We start from the raw sequence: 21,546 nt of genomic DNA on the forward strand, positions 1-21,546 counted from the left end.
TAACTCGAAATATCGATCATCGACCCCACTTAGAGGTGCAACCTGGGTTGCCGCGTCGCAGCACCCCAAGGCTATAATTAACGGGATTTTTCCCAGCCATCCGGCCAACCCCGGTCGGAACGGCTGCTGCTTCCCTTCCTCACCGGTGGTGACGTGAGCACTAATCTGATCCGCGAGTTTTTCGAATCCTCCCAACTCGCCGGCGGTAACGCCGATTACGTTGAACAGCTCTATGAATCGTGGTTGGCAGACCCTTCGTCGGTCGAAGCTACCTGGAGCAAATACTTCGAGACTTTCAAAGGCCGCGAGTCAGGGGACGTTCCCCACTCTGCGGCCATTGCGCGTATAGAGGCCGCACAAAAGCAGCGCCGAAACGGGGTTGCCGTCGCCGGCGCTCCGGTCGACGACGCCCACGCCCGCAAGCAGGCCGGCGTCCTGCGCATCCTCACCGCCTACCGTTCGCGCGGCCACCTGGCCTCGAACCTCGACCCGCTCGGCCTGGCCGAGAAGCTGCCGGCTCCGGATCTGGAACCCTCGTTCCACGGTCTGTCCGATGCCGACCTGGACACCGAGTTCGACTGCGGCAACTTTGCCGGCGGTGGCCAGCGCATGAAGTTGCGCGAGCTGATTGCCCGACTGAAGAAGGTGTACACCAACACCCTCGGCGTCGAGTTCATGCACATCAGCAATCATGAGCAGCGCAACTGGATCTACACCCGCCTGGAGCAGGCCAACGGCACCGCCGGCCTCGACGCCGCGGGCAAGAAGCGCGTGCTCGCCGAGCTGACCGCTGCCGAAGGCCTCGAGCGCTACCTGCACACCAAGTACGTGGGCCAGAAGCGTTTCTCGCTGGAAGGCGGCGACAGCTTCATCCCGATGGTGGACGACATCGTCCGCGCCGCCGGCGACAACGGCATCAAGGAAGTCGTGATCGGCATGGCCCATCGCGGCCGCCTCAACATGCTGGTGAACATCCTCGGCAAGCCGCCGCGCACGCTGTTCAACGAGTTCGAAGGCAAGTTCGACCACCCGGACGATCCGGCGCACTCGGGCGACGTGAAGTACCACATGGGCTTCTCCGCCGACGTCAAGACGCCCAACGGCGGCACCCACGTGGCGCTGGCGTTCAACCCGTCGCACCTGGAAATCGTCAACCCGGTGGTAGCCGGCTCGGTGCATGCGCGTCAGGTCCGCCGCCGCGACACCGAGCGCAAGCAGTCGATGGCCGTGCTGGTGCACGGCGACGCGGCGCTGGCCGGCCAGGGCGTGAACATGGAACTGTTCAACATGTCCCAGGCCCGCGGCTTCAAGATCGGCGGCAGCCTGCACATCGTGATCAACAACCAGGTGGGCTTCACCACCTCCAATCCGCAGGACGCCCGCTCCACGCTGTACTGCACCGACCTGGCCAAGATGGTCAACGCGCCGGTGTTCCACGTGAACGGCGACGACCCGGAAGCGGTGATCCAGGCCACCCGCCTCGCCTACGATTTCCGCAAGCAGTTCCGCAAGGACGCCGTGCTCGACCTGGTGTGCTACCGCCGCCACGGCCATAACGAAGCCGACGAGCCGGCAGCCACCCAGCCGGTGATGTACCAGATCATCCGCAAGCGCCCGACCACCCGCGACCTGTATGCGCAGGAGTTGGTGAAGCAAGGCGTGATCGCCGAAGGCGACGGCCAGAAGATGTTCGAGGACTACCGCGCCCGCCTCGAGGCCGGCGAGCCGATGACCGAGCTGACCAGCTCGCTGGTCAAGGACATCGAAGTCGACTGGGACCGGTTCATCGGCGGCAAGCTGTCCACCGAGACTCCGACGGGTTACTCCAAGCAGCGCCTGGTGGAGCTGGCCAACCAGATCCTCAAGATGCCCAAGGATCTGACCCTGCAGTCGCGCGTGGCCAAGATCTACGAAGACCGCGCCAAGATGGCCGCCGGCGAGCAGCCGGGCGACTGGGGCTTTGCCGAAAACCTCGCCTACGCCTCGCTCATCGACGAAAACTACAACCTGCGCATCGTGGGCCAGGACGTCGGCCGTGGCACCTTCTTCCATCGCCATGCCGTGCTGCATGACCAGCAGACCGGCTACATCTATATGCCGCTGGCCGACGTGCGCGATGGCGCCGACGTCGAGATCATCGACTCGCTGCTGAGCGAAGAAGCGGTCATGGCGTTCGAGTACGGCAGCGCCACCGCCGACCCGTACACCATGCACATCTGGGAAGGCCAGTTCGGCGACTTCGCCAACGGTGCGCAGGTCGTCATCGACCAGTTCATCAGCTCGGGCGAATCGAAGTGGAACCGCCTGTGCGGTCTGTCGCTGTTCCTGCCGCACGGCTACGAAGGCCAGGGCCCGGAGCACTCCTCCGCCCGCCTCGAGCGCTTCCTGCAGCTGTGCGCGCTGGACAACATGCAGGTCTGCGTGCCCACCACGCCGGCCCAGGCTTTCCACATGATCCGCCGCCAGATGGTGCGCCCGACGCGCAAGCCGCTGATCGTGATGACGCCCAAGTCGCTGCTGCGCCACAAGCTGGCCGTGTCCTCGCTGGACGAGCTGGCCAACGGCAGCTTCCAGCTGGTGATCCCGGAGCATCGCGAGCTGGCCGCCAAGAAGGTCAAGCGCGTCGTGCTGTGCTCGGGCAAGGTCTACTACGACCTGCTCGAAGACGCCGAAAAGCGCGGCCAGACCGACGTGGCCATCGTCCGCGTGGAGCAGCTGTATCCGTTCCCGCGTCCGCAGGTCACCGCCGAGCTTGAGAAGTACTCCGCCGCCAAGGAAGTGGTGTGGTGCCAGGAAGAGCCGATGAACCAGGGCGCCTGGTTCCAGATCCGCCATCACCTGCAGGCTTGCATCAACAGCAAGCAGAGCCTGTCGTATGCGGGTCGCGCGCGTTCGCCGGCACCGGCGGCCGGCCATCTCAGCACGCACGTCGTCGAGCAGGCGGCGCTGGTTGAGCAGGCTCTGGTTACGCCGGTCGGCACCGACCATTCCGCGGAATAAAAAATCCTAAAAAGTGCGGCCACGGACGGCCGCTTTTTGACTCTTTAGCGTTCAGGGATGAGCGCACTAATCAAAGGAATATTTATGTCTATCGAAGTCAAGGTTCCCGTCCTGCCCGAGTCCGTCTCCGACGCCACCATCGCTACCTGGCACAAGAAGGCCGGCGAAGCGGTGAAGCGTGACGAAAACCTGGTCGACCTCGAGACCGACAAGGTGGTGCTCGAAGTGCCCTCGCCGGTCGACGGCGTGCTCAAGGAAATCAAGTTCCAGTCCGGCGACACGGTGAACAGCCAGCAGGTGATCGCGGTGATCGAGGAAGGCGCCGCCGCTGCTGCACCGGCTCCGGCCGCTGCCGCCCCTGCCGCTGCCCCGGCTGCTGCACCCGCCGCGCCGAAGGCTGGCGCTGCCGGCAATGCCGACCTGTCGCCGGCCGGCCTGCGCGTAGCCACCGAGCAGAACATCGATGCATCGAAGGTTGCCGGCACCGGCCGCGACGGCCGCGTGACCAAGGAAGACCTGCTCAACGTCGGCAAGGGTGGCGCCGCTCCGGCCGCCGCTGCGCCGGCTGCCAAGCCGACCCCGGGCTCGCGTCCGGAAGAGCGCGTGCCGATGACCCGCATGCGCGCCCGCATCGCCGAGCGCCTGATGCAGTCGAAGAACTCCATCGCCATGCTCACCTCGTTCAACGAAGTGAACCTCGCCGAAGTGGTGAAGATGCGCAAGGCGCTGGGCGAGTCGTTCGAGAAGGCCAACGGCGTCAAGCTCGGCTTCATGAGCTTCTTCGTCAAGGCCGCAGCCGAAGCGCTGAAGCGCCATCCGCTGGTCAACGCCTCGGTCGACGGCAACGACATCGTCTATCACGGCTACCAGGACATCTCCATCGCCGTGTCCACCGACAAGGGCCTGGTGACGCCGGTGCTGCGCGACGTGCAGGACATGAACTTTGCCGACGTCGAGCGCGGCATCGTCGATTACGCCAAGAAGGCGCGTGACGGCAAGCTGGGCCTGGACGACCTGCAGGGCGGCACCTTCACCATCACCAACGGCGGCACCTTCGGTTCGCTGCTGTCGACCCCGATCGTGAACCCGCCGCAGAGCGCGATCCTGGGCATGCACGCCATCAAGGAGCGCGCCATCGTCGAGAACGGCCAGGTGATCGCCGCCCCGATGATGTACCTGGCGCTGTCCTACGACCATCGCATCATCGATGGCAAGGACGCGGTGCTGTTCCTGGTCGATATCAAGAACCAGCTTGAGAACCCGCAGCGCATGCTGCTCGGTATCTGATCGCGCGTACGGATCGTCTCGGCGATCCGTGCAACCAGGTAACGAAGCTCTGGCGGCGAGTGGTGAAGTTGAATCCACCCTCGCCGCACATATATCCCGCTTTATATGTGGCGCGCTCCCCTAGCGCGTCACTCAGCTAGGAAACATCATGAGCGAAAAATTCGACGTCATCGTCATCGGCGCCGGCCCGGCCGGCTATGTGGCCGCGATCCGCGCCGCGCAGCTGGGCCTGAAGACCGCGTGTATCGACGCGTTTGTCGGCAAGGACGGCAAGCAGGCCCTCGGCGGCACCTGCCTCAACGTGGGCTGCATCCCGTCCAAGGCGCTGCTCGATTCGTCCAAGCAGTACTACAACATCGCGCACAACCTGCCGGTGCACGGCATCACGGTGGAAGGCGCCAAGGTTGACCTGGGCACCTTCATCGGCCGCAAGGACAAGATCGTCAAGCAGTTCACCGGCGGCATCGGCCAGCTGTTCAAGGCCAACAAGGTCACCCCGTTCTTCGGCACCGGCAAGCTGCTCAAGGGCAACGACGTCGAAATCACCGGCAACGACGGTTCCAAGCAGACCATCAGCGCCACCAACGTGATCCTCGCTTCCGGCTCGGTGCCGATCGAGCTGCCGTTCGCCAAGTTCGACAACAAGTTCATCGTCGACAACGCCGGCGCACTCGATTTCACCGAAGTGCCCAAGCGCCTGGGCGTGATCGGCGCCGGCGTGATCGGCCTGGAACTGGGCAGCGTGTGGAAGCGCCTGGGTTCGGACGTGACCGTGCTCGAAGCGCTGCCGGACTTCCTCAGCGTGGCCGACGCGGACATCGCCAAGATCGCCTTCAAGGAATTCGGCAAGCTGGGCCTGAACATCAAGCTCGGCGCCAAGCTCACCAAGGCCGAGATCAAGGGCAACGAAGTCGCCCTGACCTATGAAGACAAGGACGGCGCGCACGAGCTCACCGTCGACAAGCTGCTGGTCGCCGTGGGCCGCCGCGCCTACACCGACGGCCTGCTGGCCGCCGACACCGGCGTGAAGCTGGACGAGCGCGGCCGCATCGTGGTCGACGAGCACAACCACACCGGCGTGAATGGCGTGTGGGCCATCGGCGACGCCGTGCGCGGCCCGATGCTCGCGCACAAGGGTTCCGAGGAAGGCGTGGCCGTGGCCGAGTGGATCGCCGGCAAGGCTGGCCACATCAACCTCGACACCGTGCCGTGGGTGATCTATACCGAGCCGGAAATCGCCTGGGCCGGCAAGACCGAGAAGCAGCTGAAGGACGAAGGCATCCCGTACAAGGTGGGTACCTTCCCGTTCGCCGCCATCGGCCGCGCCGTGGCCATGAACGAGGCCATCGGCCAGGTGAAGATGCTGGCTCATGCCGAGACGGATCGCATCCTGGGCGTGCACATGGTCGGCCCGGGCGTGTCCGAGCTGATCGCCGAGTGCGTGGTCGCGATGGAGTTCAAGGGCTCCTCCGAAGACCTGGCCCGCATCGTCCACGCGCATCCGACGCTCTCGGAAGCCGTGCACGAGGCCGCCCTGTCGGTGGACAAGCGCGCCATCCACAAGGGCAACTGAGGACACCGCGCCGCGCCTTCACGGCAGGCGACACGGAATCCGCGGCCCGCTCGTGGCAACATGAGCGGGCCGTTTTGTTTTTTCCGTCATTCCGGCGCAGGCCGGAATCCAGGAGCCGCAACGCACGGTTATCGCGAAAAAGGGCCGACCAACGGCTACGCGACAACCCAACATTGCCGCCACTGGATTCCGGCCTGCGCCGGAATGACGAATTTATTCCCACAGGTTCGTCGATCCCCATGCCCCAACCCACCGCCCTTTGCGTCTACTGCGGCTCCAGCAGCGGCAGTCACCCTGAATACGTCCAACAGGCCCGTGCCTTCGGTACGGAAATGGCCCGCCGCGGCATCGCGCTGGTCTATGGCGGCGGCAAAGTCGGCCTGATGGGCACGGTGGCCGACGCGGTACTGGCCGCCGGCGGCAAGGTGATCGGCGTCATTCCGCGCCAGCTGGTCGATCTGGAAGTGGCCCACGTCGGCCTCAGCGAGCTGGTAGTCGTAGACACCATGCATCAGCGCAAGACGCGCATGTTCGAGCTGTCCGATGCCTTTGTCGCCCTGCCCGGCGGCTACGGCACCATGGACGAGATGTTCGAAATGCTGACCTGGGCCCAGCTGGGCCTGCACCGCTATCCCTGCGCCTTCTACGACGTACGCGGCTACTACACACAGCTGCGCGCCATGATGGATCACATGGTGACCGAACGATTCGTGCGCCCCGAACAGCGCGAAAGTGTATGGTTCGGACAGGACATGGCGCAGCTGTTCGACTGGCTGGACAGCTACGAGGGCGTCCACACGCCCAAATGGATCGACCGCAGCAGCGTCAAAGCCTGACCCCGGCACGACGCCTTTTAAGGATTGGCCATGAGTACACCCAGCGCCTTTCGCGCCTTCCGTATCCATAACGACGACGCCGGCTATCGCGGCGGCATCGAAACCCTCGCCGCCGATGCGCTGAGCCCCGGCGAAGTGCTGGTGCAGGTCGCTTATTCGTCGATCAATTTCAAGGACGCCTTGGCCGGCACCGGCAAGGGCAAAATCCTCCGCCAGTACCCGCTCAATGGCGGCATCGACGTGTCGGGCACCGTCGTCGCCTCGACCGACCCGGCCTTCAAGGAAGGCGATGCCGTGCTTTGCACCGGCAGTGGCCTGTCCGAAACGCGCGATGGCGGTTATGGCGAATACATCCGCCTGCCCTCGGCGTGGACCATCCACCTGCCCAAGGGTTTGAGCCTGCGCGACAGCATGATCATCGGTACGGCCGGCTTTACCGCCGCGCTTGCCCTGCTGCGCATGGAAGACAACCGCCAGACGCCTGCGTTGGGCCCGCTCGCCGTCACCGGCGCCAGCGGCGGCGTGGGCATGCTGGCCATCGATATCTTCACGCGCGCCGGCTACGCCGTGCATGCGATCAGCGGCAAGGCGTCCCATTTCGACTTCCTGCGCGACCTCGGCGCCGCCGAGTGCATCGATCGCCACCAGCTCGTTTTCAGCGGCAAGCCGATGGATTCGGCGCGCTTCGGTGGCGCGCTCGACAACGTCGGCGGCGCCATGCTGGCCGGCCTGCTGCCGTTGATCGCGCCCTACGGCAACGTCGCCATTTGCGGCAATGCCGGCGGCATCGGCTTCGAAAGCACGGTAATGCCCTTCATCATCCGTGGCGCCAGCCTGCTGGGCATTGCCTCCGCCGGCACGGCGCGCGACCTGCGCGACCGCGTCTGGGAACGGCTGTCCAGCGACTGGAAACCGCAACATCTTGAGCGCATCGCCACGCGCGAAGTCACTTTGGAGCAGTTGCCCGACGCATTTCCCCGCATGCTTGCGGGCGATTCGTTTGGGCGTACCGTAGTACGCGTAGGTAGCGCAAGCTGAGCTTACGCTCAGCTTGGAAGCTCTGGCTCCGCGTCATAGAATCCAACGAAACAACAAGGGGAATTCCACCTTATGGCACGCATCCTGATCGTCGACGATTCGCCGTCGCAGCTGTTGGGCATCAAGCGCATCGTCGAAAAGCTCGGGCATGAAGCGCTGACCGCCGAGGACGGCGCCGCCGGTGTGGAGGCTGCCCGGCGCGAGCGCCCCGACCTGATCCTGATGGACGTGGTGATGCCCAACCTCAACGGCTTCCAGGCCACGCGCACGATCAGCAAGGATCCGGACACCCAGCACATCCCTGTCGTGCTGGTGACCACCAAGGATCAGGAAACGGACAAGGTGTGGGGTCTGCGCCAGGGCGCGAAGGCCTACGTGACCAAGCCGATCCGTGAGGAAGAGCTGGTGAACACGCTGAAGGAACTGCTGCCGGCGTAAGCGCTGCGGCTGGCTTCATGAAAAACGGCGCCCTCGGGCGCCGTTTTTCGTTGGATCGCTGGGGCTCAATGCCGCGGATCGTAATCGCCAAACTCCTCACGCAAGGCTTCGTACGCCTTCTTCTGCGCATCAGTGTCGGCCAGCGGCGCGCGTATCGACAGCTCCACCAGCTGATCGCCGGGATGCGCGCCCGGAAGCCCTCGGCCTTTCAGGCGCAATTTGCGCCCCGACTGCGAGCCTGCCGGAATGCGCAGATCCACCGTACCGGCCAGCGTCGGCACCGGCACCGTGGCGCCCAGCGCGGCTTCCCAAGGCGCAATCGGCAGCACGTGCAGCACGTTTCGGCCGTCCAGACGGAAGCGGCCATCGTCGCGTATGCCCACTTCCAGCAGCAGGTCGCCGTTGGATGCGCCACCCGAACCACTATGGCCCTGCCCAGCCAAACGTATCACCTGACCTGGTTGGATGCCTGCTGGAATCTTTACTTCCAATACGCGCTCGCCACCGCTGCCATCCTGCAGCGCCAGGCGCGTGCGACCGCCGTCAAAAGCGGTCTGCAGATCGATCTGCACATGCGCATGCACATCGCCGCCACGACGCGCGCGTGGCGCGCCGCGCGGACCGGGGCCAGCTCCGCCGCGTCCGCCAAACAGGCTTTCGAAAAAGTCGCTGAAGTCGCCGCCGCCGTCGCCGCCGAAATCGAAGCCGTGGTTCTGGTTCCAGCCCGGCGGCGGCCGGAACTGTTCGCCGCCGCGGTAGCCGCCAGCGCGCAGCTCATCGTAGGCACGACGCTTTTCGGTGTCGCGCAGCACTTCGTTGGCTTCGTTGATTGCCTTGAATTTCTCTTCCGCTCCCGCGTCTTTGTTCTTGTCGGGGTGAAACTTCCTGGCCAGCTTGCGATAGGCAGTCTTGATCTCTGCCTCGGTCGCTTCCGGCTTCACGCCCAAGATGTCGTAATAATCTTTGAATTCCACTGCCACTCCCCGGCAATTCAGCCGCCCGGACTCACGGGCGGCACGTTCGATCTGCACCCATCGGCCGGCACCCTTCGCCCGGCTCGCATGGGTCACGCATGGCGAGGCCTCGCCTGCGTCGCTATGGTCGACCACATGGGTGCGAAAACGGCGTGATTCAAGGCGACAAGCCGGCCCCATGGCGCTAGCATCGCCTCCTTCCCCATCATCACAGGCACTCTGCCATGAGCATCCAGGTCGGCGACACCCTGCCCGACGTCGAGATCCGCGTCGTCCACGATGGCATCGAACCCGCCCAGACAGGCGCCCTGTTCGCGGACCGGAAGGTCGTGCTGTTTGCCGTACCGGGCGCCTTCACGCCCACCTGCTCCAACAAGCATCTGCCAGGCTATGTGAAGCATTTCGCCGAGTTCCAGCAGCGCGGCGTGGAAGTGATGTGCCTGGCCGTGAATGACACCTACGTGATGCAAGCCTGGGCCGCCTCGCAGAACGTGCCGGCAGGCATGTGGATGCTCGCCGACGGCAACGGTGCGTTTACCAAGGCGCTCGGGCTCGAACTCGATGGCAGCGGTTACGGCATGGGCCTGCGCGCGCGACGTTTCGCACTGTATGCCGAGAACGGCGTGGTGAAGCAGCTGCAGGTCGAAGCGCCCGGCGAATTCCGCGTTTCCACCGCGGAAGCCATGTTGGAAGCGCTGGGCTGATAACGGCGCCGCTGGTGCGGCGTCCCAGGTGTTGAACATCCGCTGCACTGTTTCTTGTCGTGACGGCGAGTAACGTTGGACCCTTCAGTTCCCATGAAAGCGGAGCCACGCCATGTCCAGCCGAGTTCAGCGCATTCCCGGACCCGATCATCCGATCGAGGTGACGCCGAGCAAAGACCACGTCGTCGTGCGCGTGGCAGATCGCGTCGTTGCCGATACGCGACGTTCGCTGAGCCTGCAGGAAGCGAACTATCCTGTAGTGCACTACATCCCGCGCGAGGATGTGGACATGTCCCTGCTCGAACGCACGGAACACAACACCTATTGCCCGTACAAGGGCGACGCTTCCTACTTCAGCATTCCCTCCGCAGGCGACCGCGGCACGAACGCGGTTTGGACGTATGAACATCCGTATGACCCGGTGACGCCGATCAAGGACTACGTGGCGTTCTACGGCACGCGTGTGGATGCAGTCGAAGTGACGCCGGGCTAACCAGGCAAAAAAAACCCGGCCGTAGCCGGGTTTTTTTCACCAAGCGAGCAAGGCTCACTCGCCGTCGGCAGGTGCTTCCGGAGCGGCATCGATCGGGCCTTCTTCGCCCTCGACTTCGCCGTTTTCCACTTCCGCATCGAGACGCACGACGCTCACCAGCTTCTCGTCGGACGGCAGGCGGATCAGCGTGACGCCCTGGGTGTTGCGACCCAGCTGCGAGACTTCCGCCACGCGGGTACGCACCAGCGTGCCCTGGTCGGAAATCAGCATCAGCTCGTGCGCTTCGCTGGCCTGGATGGCAGCGACCAGATTGCCGTTGCGCTCGGAGCACTGGATGCCGATGACGCCCTGCGTGCCGCGGCCCTTCTTCGGGAACTCGTCAAGCGTGGTGCGCTTGCCGTAGCCACGCTCGGTCGCGGTGAGGATATCGCCCTCGGCGGCAACGATCAGCGAGACCACTTCGGCGCCTTCGCCAAGCTTGATGCCGCGCACGCCGGTGGCCGTGCGGCCCATCGAGCGCACTTCGGATTCGTCGAAGCGTACCGTCTTGCCGTTGGATGCAAACAGCAGCACATCGCTGTTGCCGCCGGTGAGCGCGACGTTGACCAGCGCATCGCCCTCGTCGAGGTTGATGGCGATCTTGCCCTTCTGCAGTTGGAACGCGAACTCGGTGAGTGGCGTCTTCTTCACCGTGCCCTGCTTAGTGGCGAAGAACACGAACTGGTCTTCGGTGTATTCACGCACCGGCAGCACCGCCTGGACCTTTTCACCCGGACCCAGCGGCAGCAGGTTCACCATCGGCTTGCCGCGCGCGTTCGGGCCGGACTCCGGCAGCTGATACACATTGAGCCAGTACACGCGACCGCTGCTGGTGAAGGTGAGCAGCGTGTCATGGGTGTTGACCACCCACAGCTGTTCGACGAAATCCTCGTCCTTCAATGCGGAGGCCGAACGACCCTTGCCGCCACGACGTTGCGCGCGATATGTGCTGGCCGGCTGGCGCTTCACGTAACCGGTGTGCGACAGCGTGACGACCACGTCTTCCGGCGCGATCAGGTCGAGGACGTTGAGGTCTTCCTGCGAATGCTGGATCTCGGTGCGACGCTTGTCGCCGAATTCTTCCTTCACCGCTTCAAGCTCGTCGCGGATCACGGTCAGCAGGCGCGCCGGGTCTTCCAGGATTTCGATCAGGCCACGAATGGTCTCCAGCACCTGGCGGTACTCGTCGGACAGCTTTTCCTGCTCCAGGCCGGTGAGGCGATGCAGGCGCATGGCGAGGATTTCCTGCGCCTGCACTTCGGACAGCTGATAACCCTCGGCCTTGAGGCCTTCGCGCGGATCCATGTCTTCCGGACGCGAGGCTTCCGCACCCGCCGCTTCGAGCAGCGTGGCGACCATGCCCGGCTGCCACTTGCGGGCCAGCATGCGCTCGCGCGCTTCGGCCGGCGATGCCGACGTGCGGATCAGCTCGATCATCTCGTCGATGTTGGCCAGCGCAACCGTCAAGCCTTCGAGGATGTGCGCGCGGGCGCGAGCCTTGCGCAGATCGAAGATGGTACGGCGCGTCACCACTTCACGGCGGTGGCGAATGAAGGCCTCTAGGATGTCCTTGAGGTTCAACAGACGCGGTTGGCCGTCCAACAGCGCGACCATGTTGATGCCGAACGTAACCTGCAGCTGCGTCTGCTGGAACAAGTTGTTGAGCACCACGTCGCCCATCGAATCGCGACGGATCTCGATGACCACGCGCATGCCGTCCTTGTCGGACTCATCGCGCAGTTCGCTGATGCCTTCGAGCTTCTTTTCCTTGACCAGCTCGGCGATCTTTTCGATCAGGCGAGCCTTGTTCACCTGATACGGCAGCTCGTGGATGATGATCGTTTCGCGGCCGTTCGACTCGGTCTCGATCTCGGCGCGCGCGCGCACCAGGATGCGGCCGCGACCGGTGCGATAAGCCTCGACGATGCCCGACGAGCCGTTGATGATGCCGGCGGTCGGGAAATCCGGACCGGGGATGTAATGCATCAAATCGTCGATCGACAGCGTGGGCTCGTCGATCAGCGCGATGGTGGCCGACACCACCTCGGTGAGGTTGTGCGGCGGCACGTTGGTGGCCATGCCCACGGCGATACCGGCCGAACCGTTGATCAGCAGGTTCGGCACGCGGGTGGGCAACACCAGCGGTTCGTGTTCGCTTTCGTCGTAGTTCGGACCGAAGTCGACGGTGTCCTTGTCGATGTCGGCCAGCAGCTCCTGCGTGAGGCGCGACATGCGCACCTCGGTGTATCGCATCGCTGCCGCGTTGTCGCCGTCGACCGAACCGAAGTTACCCTGGCCGTCGACCAGCATGTAGCGCAGCGAGAACGGCTGCGCCATGCGCACGATCGCGTCGTATACCGACGAATCGCCGTGCGGATGGTATTTACCGATCACGTCACCGACCACGCGGGCCGATTTCTTATAGGGCTTGTTCCATGCATTGCCCAGTTCGTTCATGGCGAACAGAACGCGGCGATGGACCGGCTTCAGACCATCGCGGACATCGGGAAGGGCGCGTCCCACGATCACGCTCATGGCGTAATCGAGGTAGCTCTGACGCATCTCGTCTTCGATATTGACGCGAATGACTTCTTTGGCGAGTTCTGCCATCAATCGGCTTCCATGATGAAGGTAGAGGGCCCCGGCGCGCTCCCCCAGGAACTAGGCGCGGGCTGCCTTGAGATAACCTGTGAAGTGTACCACGTTTGACGCGGGATTCACAGTATTTTCACTATATGGATCAATGGCTTACGCGGACGTTTTGGCGCCCTTGAAAAGCATCAGGCGCGCTGTCGAGAAATTGAACACGGCAGCCACGAAAGAACCGCCCGCGGTGGCGATGGCAGGCCAGCGGTGCAGCATCGGAAAGCCCATCAAAAGCGCGGCATAGGTGCCGTAATTGACCAGGGCGCCCACGCCCATCAGCGCCATCCAATGCAGCCATTCGGAGAACAGCCCGCGCCCGCTTTCGCTGTGCTTGAAGGTCTGCCGGCGATTCCACAGCCACGTTGCGGTGGCCGCCAACGGAATGGAGACCAGACGCGCGTAATACGGATTCCAGCCATTCCAGCTCACCAGGGCCTGGGCGAGGCCGGCGTCAACGATGAAGCCGATGACGCCACCGATGGTGAAAAGGAAGAATTGCCGGGATAGCTTCATCGACCAAACAGCGCCTGCATGGCGATGGTGGTCGGACGCTCGATCACGCCGCGCTCGGTGACGATGGCATCGATGAGCTCGGCCGGCGTCACGTCGAATACCGGATTCCACGCATCGGCGCCTTCCACCACCGTGCGGCGGCCGGCCACCGCCAACAGCTCAGCCGAGTCGCGCAGTTCGATCTCGATGTCGTCGCCCGACGCGGTCGCCATATCGACCGTCGACGACGGCGCCACCACCATGAACTTCACGCCGTGATGGCGTGCCGCGATGGCGAGCTGGTAGGTGCCGATCTTGTTGGCGGTGTCGCCATTGGCGGCAATGCGATCGGCACCAACAATCACCCATTGCACCGCACCCGAACGCATCAGATGCGACGCGGCGGAGTCGGCGATCAGCTTGGCGGGAATGCCGTCGCGCACCAGCTCCCACATGGTCAGGCGCGCGCCCTGCTGCCACGGTCGCGTTTCGCCCGCAAACACTTGCTCGATGCGACCGCCAGCCACGCCTGCGCGGATGACGCCCAGCGCCGTGCCGAAACCGGACGTCGCCAGCGAGCCGGTATTGCAGTGCGTGAGCACGCCCGAATGCGGCGCGATCAAGGCCGCACCCAGTTCGCCCATATGGCGATTGGCGGCGAGGTCCTCGTCCTGGATGGCCTGGGCTTCGCGTTCGAGTGCGGCAGCATCGGCGCCCGCGGCGATGCGCGACTTCATCCGATCCAGCGCCCACATCAAATTGACGGCCGTGGGACGGGCCGCGCGCAGCATGGCCAGCGCCGGTTCCAGCGGTTGACCCTGCCTGGCCGCGAGCACCACACCCCACGCCGCCGCAATGCCGATCGCCGGCGCACCGCGCACGGCCAGGTCCTTGATGGCCTGGGTGACATCGGCGGCATTGGCGCAGTCGATCCAGCGTTCTTCCTGCGGCAGCAGGCGCTGATCAAGCAAACGGAGATGGTCACCCTGCCACTGTACGGCACGGATGCGGTCGTAACGGTCGTAATCCATAAAACACAAAACCCAGCGATGAAAACGAAAGTCGGCGGCGCGTCAGCGCGCCAACCGGGAGGTCAGGGGCCGTCGGGCATGACGAGCCAGAGAATCAGATAGGCCACGATGCCCGAGCCACCCAGGAAGGTGAGCACGATCCACAGCACGCGCACCAGGGTCGGATCCCAGCCGAGGTACTCGGCGATACCGCCGCAGACGCCGGCGATTTTGCGGTCCGTCAGTGATCGATGCAGGCGCTTTTCCATGACTGTGCCCTGTGGTCGCGGTGGATGAAGCTCAGTTTCTCGTACTGAGCCACTGATGGATAGCCGGCGGTACTTCGCGCTGTGCGCGTCCCGACACATAGATGCCGATGTGGCCGCCCTTGAACGCGATCTGCGTGTAGTCGGTGCTGCCCACATGCTGCTGCAGTGCGCGCGATGCATCCGGCGGCACGAGGTGATCCTGCTCGGCGAAAATATTCAGCACGGGGTGCGTGATCATGCCCAAGTCCACCGGCTTGCCGCCGATGATCAGGTCGCCCTTGATCAGCTTGTTCTGCTGATAGAAGTCCTTGATGAATTCGCGGAACGCTTCGCCCGCCTGGTCCGGCGAATCGAAGATCCAGCGTTCCATGCGCAGGAAATTCTGCAGCTCCTTGGGATTGTCGAGGATGTCGACCAGACCCACGTATTTCTGCTGATTCAGGCGCACCGGCTTGAGCGTCAGATACACCCAGTTGAGCAATTCGGCGGGAATATTGCCCATGGTGTCGACAAACAAATCGACGTCCATCTGCTGCGACCAGCTCGACAGCATATTGTCCGGCGTCTGGAAATCGACCGGCGTCACCATGGTGATCAGGTTCTTGACCTTCTCGCCGTGTGTGGCGGTGTAGCACAGCGAGAACGTGCCGCCCTGGCAGATGCCGAGCAGATTGATCGCGTCCACGCCCGCGTGCTTGCTCACAGCATCCACGCAACGGTCGAGATAACCGTTGATGTAATCGTCGAGCCCCAGCCAACGGTCAGCGGCGTCGGGATAGCCCCAGTCGAGCAGGTAGATGTCTTCGCCTTGCTCGAGCAGGTTGCGCACCATCGAGCGATCGTCCTGCAGATCGGTCATCCACACGGTGTTGACCAAGGCATAGACGATCAGCGTCGGCGACTTCGCCGTCGGCTTGCCCTGCCCCTTCATGTGCCACACCGAGAGTTTGTCCTCGCGGTACACCAGCTCGCGCGGCGTATTGGCGTATTCGGGCTCGAGCTGGCGCTTGAGATGCTCCATGCCCGCAGCCAGCTTGCGCTGGAAAGCGGTGATTTCGCCCATCAGCGCGGCCGGATCGAGGCGTAGCGGTGGTTGCATAAATAGTCCTTACTTGCGCGTGCGCTTGACGCCGCGCGCAACGGTCTTGCGGGCGGCCACGGCAGATGATTTCTTCGAGCCGCTGACGTCGATGCTTTCCGTGGCCCGCTTGGTGCCGCGCGACGGCGGCTTCTTCTCGACCGGCTTGACGGTCTCTTGCTTGGTCGCCAGCTGGCGCTTGAGCGCTGCCACTTCGGCGCGAAGGCTCGTCAATTCATCCTCGCGCTGCGGTGCACGGCCTTCACGCAGCTCGCGACGAAGCTCATGCAGGCGCTTGCCGAGCGCGGTGACCTCGCTGCGCGTCGGCATACCCATCTCGCGGCACAAGGCATCGAGCTGTTGTTGCTGCAACTGGCGCACGCGGCCCTGTGCATTGACCATCTCGCCATAGGCATGGCGGAATTCTTCCGACAGCGCGATCTGCGCATAGGCCTCTTCGGCCGCATCCACCCACAGGTCGTAGAGCGCCTTGAGCGATTCGATCTGCTTGGGCGACTCGGCCAGCCCGGCCAGCTTGGACTGCAGACGTTCAAAACCTTCTGTATTGGCGCGCTGGATCAGGGCCTGGTATTTGCCGGCCCACTCGGCGTAATCCTGCATCGCCGTCGCCAGCGCCTGCTGCATGCGCTGGCGTTCGCGGGTGTAGCCAAAGGCGGCCATATGCTCGACGTCGAACTTCATGCCGCCAAAGCTCGGCGGGTTGGTTTGCATCCAGCCCTGCCACATCTGAGCGAAGCTCTTGGCAGACTCGCTGTCGATGCTGGCAAAAGCATGCGCAAACGGCTGACCGCCCAGCGACGAAAAGAGCTGCTGCAAGGACTGCTGCCAATCGGCGGGACCCTGCCCAAGGCCACTGCTCGCGGCACCCTGCAACCAGTCGCCATAACCCTTGAGCGCGGCCATGCTGCGCGCCATCAAGTCGTCGCCGGCGCCCATCGATCCGAACGGCGAGGCTCCTGCACCGAATGGCGCCGAAGCGGCTGGCTGCTGCAGATAGCGTGTCCAGGCTTCCCAGGATTGCTGCGCCATCGCCTGGTAGTCCTTCAGAAAGTCATTCGCCGGGTCGGCCATGCCCACGTCCTCTTCATGCTCAAGCCATCGTAGCAAAAGCCTGTTGCGACGGACGCAAAAAGCGCATTAGTTCGGGCCCAAACTCGAGCGCATCGCAGCGCACCATCAGCGGGCAGTCATGCAGGGCCCAAGAGCCTGTTGACGCTCTCCGCATGGCCCGCGCCGGGAGCTGTTTGCGCTCAGGGCAAGGAAGAGCGAAGGAGTGTACGTCCGTACACGACTGAGTGATGACGCCGACCTGTGTGCAAACAGACCCGGCCCGGGCCATGCGGAGAGCGTCAACAGGCTCTAAAGCAAAAGCCCGGCTTTCGCCGGGCTTCTGTTGGTACCTTGGATCGACGACTTAGGCGTTGGTGCCTTCGTCCTCGGTCACGGCCTTCATGGACAGGCGGATACGGCCCTGCTTGTCCACTTCGAGCACCTTGACCTTGACGATGTCGCCTTCCTTGAGCTTGTCGGATACCTTTTCCACGCGCTCGCTGGAGATCTGCGAGACGTGCACCAGGCCGTCCTTGCCCGGCATGATGGTCACGAACGCGCCGAAGTCCATCAGCTTGGCAACCTTGCCTTCGTAAATGCGGCCCGGCTCGACGTCGGAGACGATCTGCTCGATGCGCGCCTTGGCGGCGTTGGCTGCTTCGCGGTTGACCGAGGCGATGATCACGGTGCCGTCATCGCTGATATCGATGGTGGTGCCGGTCTCTTCAGTGATGGAGCGGATGGTCGCGCCACCCTTGCCGATCACTTCGCGGATCTTGTCCGGATGGATCTTGATGGTGAGCAGGCGCGGGGCATACTCGCTCATCTCGGTGCGGGCGGTGCTGATCACCTTGGCCATTTCGCCGAGGATGTGCAGACGACCACGCTTGGCCTGTTCCAGCGCCACCTTCATGATCTCTTCGGTGATGCCGTCGATCTTGATGTCCATCTGCAGCGCGGAGATGCCATCGGCGCTACCGGCCACCTTGAAGTCCATGTCGCCGAGGTGATCTTCGTCACCCAGGATGTCCGACAGCACGACGAAGTCGCTGCCTTCCTTGACCAGACCCATGGCGATACCGGCGACCGGCGACTTCAGCGGGACGCCCGCGTCCATCATGGCCAGCGACGAACCGCACACCGAAGCCATCGACGAGGAACCGTTGGATTCGGTGATTTCCGAAACCACGCGCACCACGTACGGGAACTCTTCGATGCTCGGCTTGACGGCCTGCACGCCGCGCTTGGCGAGGCGGCCGTGGCCGATTTCGCGACGCTTCGGCGCGCCGAAGCGACCGGCTTCACCGACCGAGAACGGCGGGAAGTTGTAATGGAACAGGAACGGATCCTTCGACTCGCCTTCCGGCGCATCGATGATCTGTGCATCGCGGGTGGTGCCCAGCGTGGTCACGACCAGCGCCTGGGTTTCGCCGCGGGTGAACAGTGCCGAACCATGGGTGCGCGGCAGCACGCCGACACGGATGGAGATCGGGCGGACGTCGTCCAGGTTGCGACCGTCGATGCGGATCTTCGTCTTGAGGACGCCGTCGCGCATGGTGCGGTACTCGAGCTCGGCGAATTCCTTCGACAGCTCGGCCTTGTCCCAGCCCTTGGCTTCGACATCGGCAGCCAGCGAAGCGAGCACGTCGCTCTTGATGGCGGCGATGGCGTCGCGGCGCTGCAGCTTGTCGCGCACCTGGAAGGCGGCTTCCAGCTGGTTGCCGACGGCGCCGGTGAGGGCGGCGATCAGCGACTCGTTGCGGGCCGGAGCGGACCATGCCATGGACGGACGAGCCGCCTCGGTGGCCAGCTCGGCGATGGCGCGGACGGCCACCTGCAGCTGCTGGTGACCGAACACCACGGCGCCGAGCATCACTTCCTCGGACAGCAGCTTGGCTTCCGATTCCACCATCAGCACGGCGTTGGCCGTACCGGCGACGACCAGGTCAAGCTCGGAGGTCTTCAGCTCGGTGGCGGTCGGGTTGAGCAGGTACTTGCCGTTGGCGTAACCGACGCGGGCAGCGCCGATCGGACCCTTGAACGGGATGCCGGCGAGGCTCAGCGCCGCGGAGGCGCCCAGCATGGCCGGGATGTCGCCGTCGACTTCCGGGTTCAGCGAAACGACCTGTGCGATGACCTGCACTTCGTTCTTGAACTCTTCCGGGAACAGCGGGCGCACCGGACGATCGATCAGACGCGAGGTCAGCGTCTCCTTCTCGGTCGGGCGGCCTTCGCGCTTGAAGAAGCCACCCGGGATACGGCCCGCGGAGTAGAACTTCTCGACGTAGTCGACGGTGAGCGGGAAGAAATCCTGCCCTTCCTTCGCCTTGGCATTGGCCACCACGGTGACCAGCACAACCGTGCCGCCCATGCTGACCATGACGGCACCCGAAGCCTGGCGGGCGATTTCGCCCGTCTCCAGTGTGACTTCGTGATTACCGAACTGGAATGACTTGGTTACTTTCGCCACTGTCTTTTCCTGAATTGGGAAGTGCGGCCAGAGTTGGCCGCTTTTTGATCTTCGCGATCACGAATGAACGCGAACACCAACACTTAGCGACGGAGGCCGAGGCGCTCGATGAGGCCCTGGTAACGAGCCAGGTCACGATCCTTCAGGTAGGCAAGCAGACGCTTGCGCTGGTTGACCAGCTTCAGCAGGCCACGGCGGGAATGGTGATCCTGCTTGTGCTCTTTGAAGTGGCCGGTGAGGTGGTCGATGCGAGCCGACAGCAGGGCGACCTGCACTTCCGGCGAACCCGTATCGTTCGGCACGCGGCCGAAGTCAGCGATGATTTTGCCGGTCTGTTCAGCGGTAAGGGACATTGGTATCTCTTCCTAAAAAAGCGGTGCGAAGCTTGCGCAACATCACGTGGGTGACGTTGCGCAAGCTTCGCCTAGATGAATGAAAAGTCTGGAACAAGCTCCGTATTGTAGCGACCGGAGCCCTATGACAACAAGACCGTCATAGTCAGTGCTTATGTTTGCCATCTGCGGGCAGGTTAAAACCCCGCACGATGCACAGTTTCCCGCCCACCGCCTCGCTCAGGGCAAGCAGGCGACCGTCGTCGGCGAATACGGCATGCCGACCGGTCAGGGCCGGATCCACCGGAATCTGCTGGCCCTGTGAGACAGCCAGGCTGCGCTCGGCGTCCAGGTGCATGGCGGGCAGATCGGCCAGGGCCGCGGAAACCGGCAGCAAGAGCGGCAGCAGCACATCGTCGCCCTGCTCCAGCGCCGCCTGCAGCTGCTCCACCGTCACCATGGCCGGCTCCCGGAACGGTTCGACCCACAGCCGGCGCAACGCCGTCAGATGGGCGCCGCAGCCCAGGTCCTCGCCCAGGTCGACGGCCAGACTGCGCACATAGGTCCCCGAGCCGCATTCCACGTAAAGCGTGAGGCTGTCGTGGGTACGCGACACCACCTCCAGCCGGTAGACCTCTACCTCGCGCGAGGGCACATCCACGGCCTCGCCGCGACGCGCCTTCACGTACAGCGGCTCGCCGTCGAGCTTGATGGCTGAATAGATGGGCGGCACCTGGGTGATACGTCCGCGCAGCTTGGCCAGCGAAGCTTCGATAGCGTCGTCGGTGAGCGCGGGCACCGGCCGCTCCAGCACGATCTCGCCTTCGAGATCCGCGGTCGAGGTGGTGGCGCCCAGCCGGCACTCGGCCAGATAGGCCTTGCGCGAGCCCAGCAGCATGCCGGCCAGCTTGGTCGCCTCGCCGAAGCACAGCGGCAACAGGCCGGTGGCCAGCGGATCGAGCGCGCCGGTGTGGCCGCCCTTCTCCGCCCGGAAAATACCTTTGCGGACCAGCTGCAGGGCCGCGTTGGAGCTCAACTCCAGCGGCTTGTCCAATAGCACGATGCCGTGCAGGTCGCGAAATCGAATCTTCCGCTTCATGGAAGTTTTACTCATGGAGCCTGTTCTACATCTGGCATGTGCGCCGCCTATACCCTCACCGTCGTTCCGGCGCAGGCCGCAATGACGTGGGGAAGAGACGAATGTCGAGGCGAGATAGGAAGCCGACGCTCAGCCCTTCTCGCCTTCGCCCTCGCCTTCCTCATCGGCAGCCGGCATGCGTGCAGCCTCCTGCCGCAACAGGCTCTCGATGCGCTCGCCCTTGTCGACCGAATCGTCGTACTTGAAACGCAGCTCAGGCACGCGACGCAGGCGCATCGAGCGCGACAGCTCGCGGCGGAATTCCACCGCCAGCTCCTTCAGCGCCTTCATGGCTTCAACGGAACGCTCCGGCTGCAAGGCCGTGATCCACACCGTGGCCCAGTCGAGATCGCGGGTGACTTCCACGTCCGACACGCTCATCAACGGCAGGCCGTGATCGCGCACGGCGGCATGGACCAGCAGGCCCAGTTCGCGGCGCAGTTCGGCGCCGACGCGGTCGGTACGTTTGAAATCGCGTGAGGGCATGACGCACTCCTAGGTGTTTGCGTTCATCCGTGAACGCGAAGGTCAAAAAGCGGCCGTCCCTGGCCGCACTCATCCATTTAGAGCACGCCAGCACGGCGTGTCCTGAAAAACAAAGCGAGCGATGTGGTCATCCACACCGCCCGCCTCAATACCACCACTGCGAGGGTCGGCC

The 21,546-nt window shown here is 64.0% G+C and carries 19 protein-coding genes; 8 read left to right on the forward strand and 11 right to left on the reverse strand.

What is annotated here, in order from left to right; all coding sequences use genetic code 11:
* Nucleotides 1-153: 153 nt before the first annotated feature.
* The 6 genes from AC1DE1_RS09610 to pilH all read left to right on the forward strand — a co-directional run bounded on the left by AC1DE1_RS09610 (nt 154) and on the right by pilH (nt 8,172).
* Nucleotides 154-3,000 (forward strand): 2-oxoglutarate dehydrogenase E1 component, encoded by a 2,847-nt coding sequence (locus tag AC1DE1_RS09610; RefSeq protein ID WP_477175966.1) that lies wholly within the window; start codon nt 154-156, stop codon nt 2,998-3,000.
* Between the two features lie 84 nt (nt 3,001-3,084).
* A complete protein-coding gene (gene odhB / locus AC1DE1_RS09615; protein WP_441604089.1) occupies nt 3,085-4,287 on the forward strand; it encodes a 2-oxoglutarate dehydrogenase complex dihydrolipoyllysine-residue succinyltransferase in 1,203 nt (400 codons plus the stop codon).
* A 148-nt stretch (nt 4,288-4,435) separates the two neighbouring features.
* Nucleotides 4,436-5,860: a dihydrolipoyl dehydrogenase gene (gene lpdA / locus AC1DE1_RS09620; RefSeq protein WP_441604088.1), complete on the forward strand. Its 1,425-nt coding sequence runs from the start codon at nt 4,436-4,438 to the stop codon at nt 5,858-5,860.
* 239 nt (nt 5,861-6,099) lie between these two features.
* Nucleotides 6,100-6,696 carry an LOG family protein gene (locus tag AC1DE1_RS09625; RefSeq protein WP_477175967.1) on the forward strand — a complete coding sequence of 199 codons (597 nt, stop codon included), beginning with the start codon at nt 6,100-6,102 and terminating at the stop codon, nt 6,694-6,696.
* Between the two features lie 30 nt (nt 6,697-6,726).
* Nucleotides 6,727-7,734, forward strand: coding sequence for an oxidoreductase (locus AC1DE1_RS09630; protein WP_441604086.1), 1,008 nt, complete (start codon nt 6,727-6,729; stop codon nt 7,732-7,734).
* A gap of 72 nt (nt 7,735-7,806) precedes the next feature.
* Nucleotides 7,807-8,172, forward strand: coding sequence for a twitching motility response regulator PilH (pilH, locus tag AC1DE1_RS09635; RefSeq protein ID WP_477175968.1), 366 nt, complete (start codon nt 7,807-7,809; stop codon nt 8,170-8,172).
* Between the two features lie 65 nt (nt 8,173-8,237).
* On the opposite strand, the gene AC1DE1_RS09640 is transcribed toward pilH, so the two are convergent.
* The gene (locus AC1DE1_RS09640; protein ID WP_441604085.1) at nt 8,238-9,146 is read right to left on the reverse strand and encodes a DnaJ C-terminal domain-containing protein; all 909 of its coding nucleotides are present in this window, start codon (nt 9,144-9,146) and stop codon (nt 8,238-8,240) included.
* Nucleotides 9,147-9,370: 224 nt separating this feature from the next.
* Between AC1DE1_RS09640 and AC1DE1_RS09645 the strand changes: the two genes are divergently transcribed.
* Both AC1DE1_RS09645 and AC1DE1_RS09650 read left to right on the forward strand, forming a co-directional pair.
* On the forward strand, nt 9,371-9,850 hold the full coding sequence (locus AC1DE1_RS09645) for a redoxin family protein (protein ID WP_477175969.1): 480 nt from the start codon (nt 9,371-9,373) through the stop codon (nt 9,848-9,850).
* A gap of 112 nt (nt 9,851-9,962) precedes the next feature.
* Nucleotides 9,963-10,343, forward strand: a complete 381-nt coding sequence (locus tag AC1DE1_RS09650; RefSeq protein ID WP_477175970.1) for a DUF427 domain-containing protein — start codon at nt 9,963-9,965, stop codon at nt 10,341-10,343.
* 54 nt (nt 10,344-10,397) lie between these two features.
* Here AC1DE1_RS09650 and gyrA read toward each other — a convergent pair whose 3' ends face one another.
* The 10 genes from gyrA to rbfA all read right to left on the reverse strand — a co-directional run bounded on the left by gyrA (nt 10,398) and on the right by rbfA (nt 21,374).
* A complete protein-coding gene (gyrA, locus tag AC1DE1_RS09655; protein WP_477175971.1) occupies nt 10,398-12,992 on the reverse strand; it encodes a DNA gyrase subunit A in 2,595 nt (864 codons plus the stop codon).
* 138 nt (nt 12,993-13,130) lie between these two features.
* Nucleotides 13,131-13,541 carry a GtrA family protein gene (locus AC1DE1_RS09660; RefSeq protein WP_441604081.1) on the reverse strand — a complete coding sequence of 137 codons (411 nt, stop codon included), beginning with the start codon at nt 13,539-13,541 and terminating at the stop codon, nt 13,131-13,133.
* Nucleotides 13,538-14,551, reverse strand: a complete 1,014-nt coding sequence (gene mtnA, locus AC1DE1_RS09665; protein ID WP_477175972.1) for an S-methyl-5-thioribose-1-phosphate isomerase — start codon at nt 14,549-14,551, stop codon at nt 13,538-13,540. Before mtnA ends, AC1DE1_RS09660 begins: the two co-directional genes overlap by 4 nt.
* 62 nt (nt 14,552-14,613) lie before the next feature.
* Entirely contained in the window at nt 14,614-14,799 is a 186-nt protein-coding gene (locus AC1DE1_RS09670; protein ID WP_121880953.1) for a PspC domain-containing protein, read from the reverse strand.
* 31 nt (nt 14,800-14,830) lie between these two features.
* Nucleotides 14,831-15,898 carry a class III poly(R)-hydroxyalkanoic acid synthase subunit PhaC gene (gene phaC, locus AC1DE1_RS09675; protein ID WP_477175973.1) on the reverse strand — a complete coding sequence of 356 codons (1,068 nt, stop codon included), beginning with the start codon at nt 15,896-15,898 and terminating at the stop codon, nt 14,831-14,833.
* Nucleotides 15,899-15,907: 9 nt separating this feature from the next.
* Nucleotides 15,908-16,969, reverse strand: coding sequence for a poly(R)-hydroxyalkanoic acid synthase subunit PhaE (locus AC1DE1_RS09680; protein ID WP_477175974.1), 1,062 nt, complete (start codon nt 16,967-16,969; stop codon nt 15,908-15,910).
* A 343-nt stretch (nt 16,970-17,312) separates the two neighbouring features.
* Nucleotides 17,313-19,418 (reverse strand): polyribonucleotide nucleotidyltransferase, encoded by a 2,106-nt coding sequence (gene pnp / locus AC1DE1_RS09685; RefSeq protein WP_477175975.1) that lies wholly within the window; start codon nt 19,416-19,418, stop codon nt 17,313-17,315.
* Nucleotides 19,419-19,501: 83 nt separating this feature from the next.
* Nucleotides 19,502-19,771: a 30S ribosomal protein S15 gene (rpsO, locus tag AC1DE1_RS09690; RefSeq protein ID WP_102304155.1), complete on the reverse strand. Its 270-nt coding sequence runs from the start codon at nt 19,769-19,771 to the stop codon at nt 19,502-19,504.
* Nucleotides 19,772-19,916: 145 nt separating this feature from the next.
* Entirely contained in the window at nt 19,917-20,849 is a 933-nt protein-coding gene (truB, locus tag AC1DE1_RS09695; protein WP_477175976.1) for a tRNA pseudouridine(55) synthase TruB, read from the reverse strand.
* 129 nt (nt 20,850-20,978) lie between these two features.
* Nucleotides 20,979-21,374 (reverse strand): 30S ribosome-binding factor RbfA, encoded by a 396-nt coding sequence (rbfA, locus tag AC1DE1_RS09700; RefSeq protein ID WP_441604075.1) that lies wholly within the window; start codon nt 21,372-21,374, stop codon nt 20,979-20,981.
* Nucleotides 21,375-21,546: the final 172 nt, after the last annotated feature.

The organism is Dyella sp. 05T440 (genome assembly GCF_056395965.1).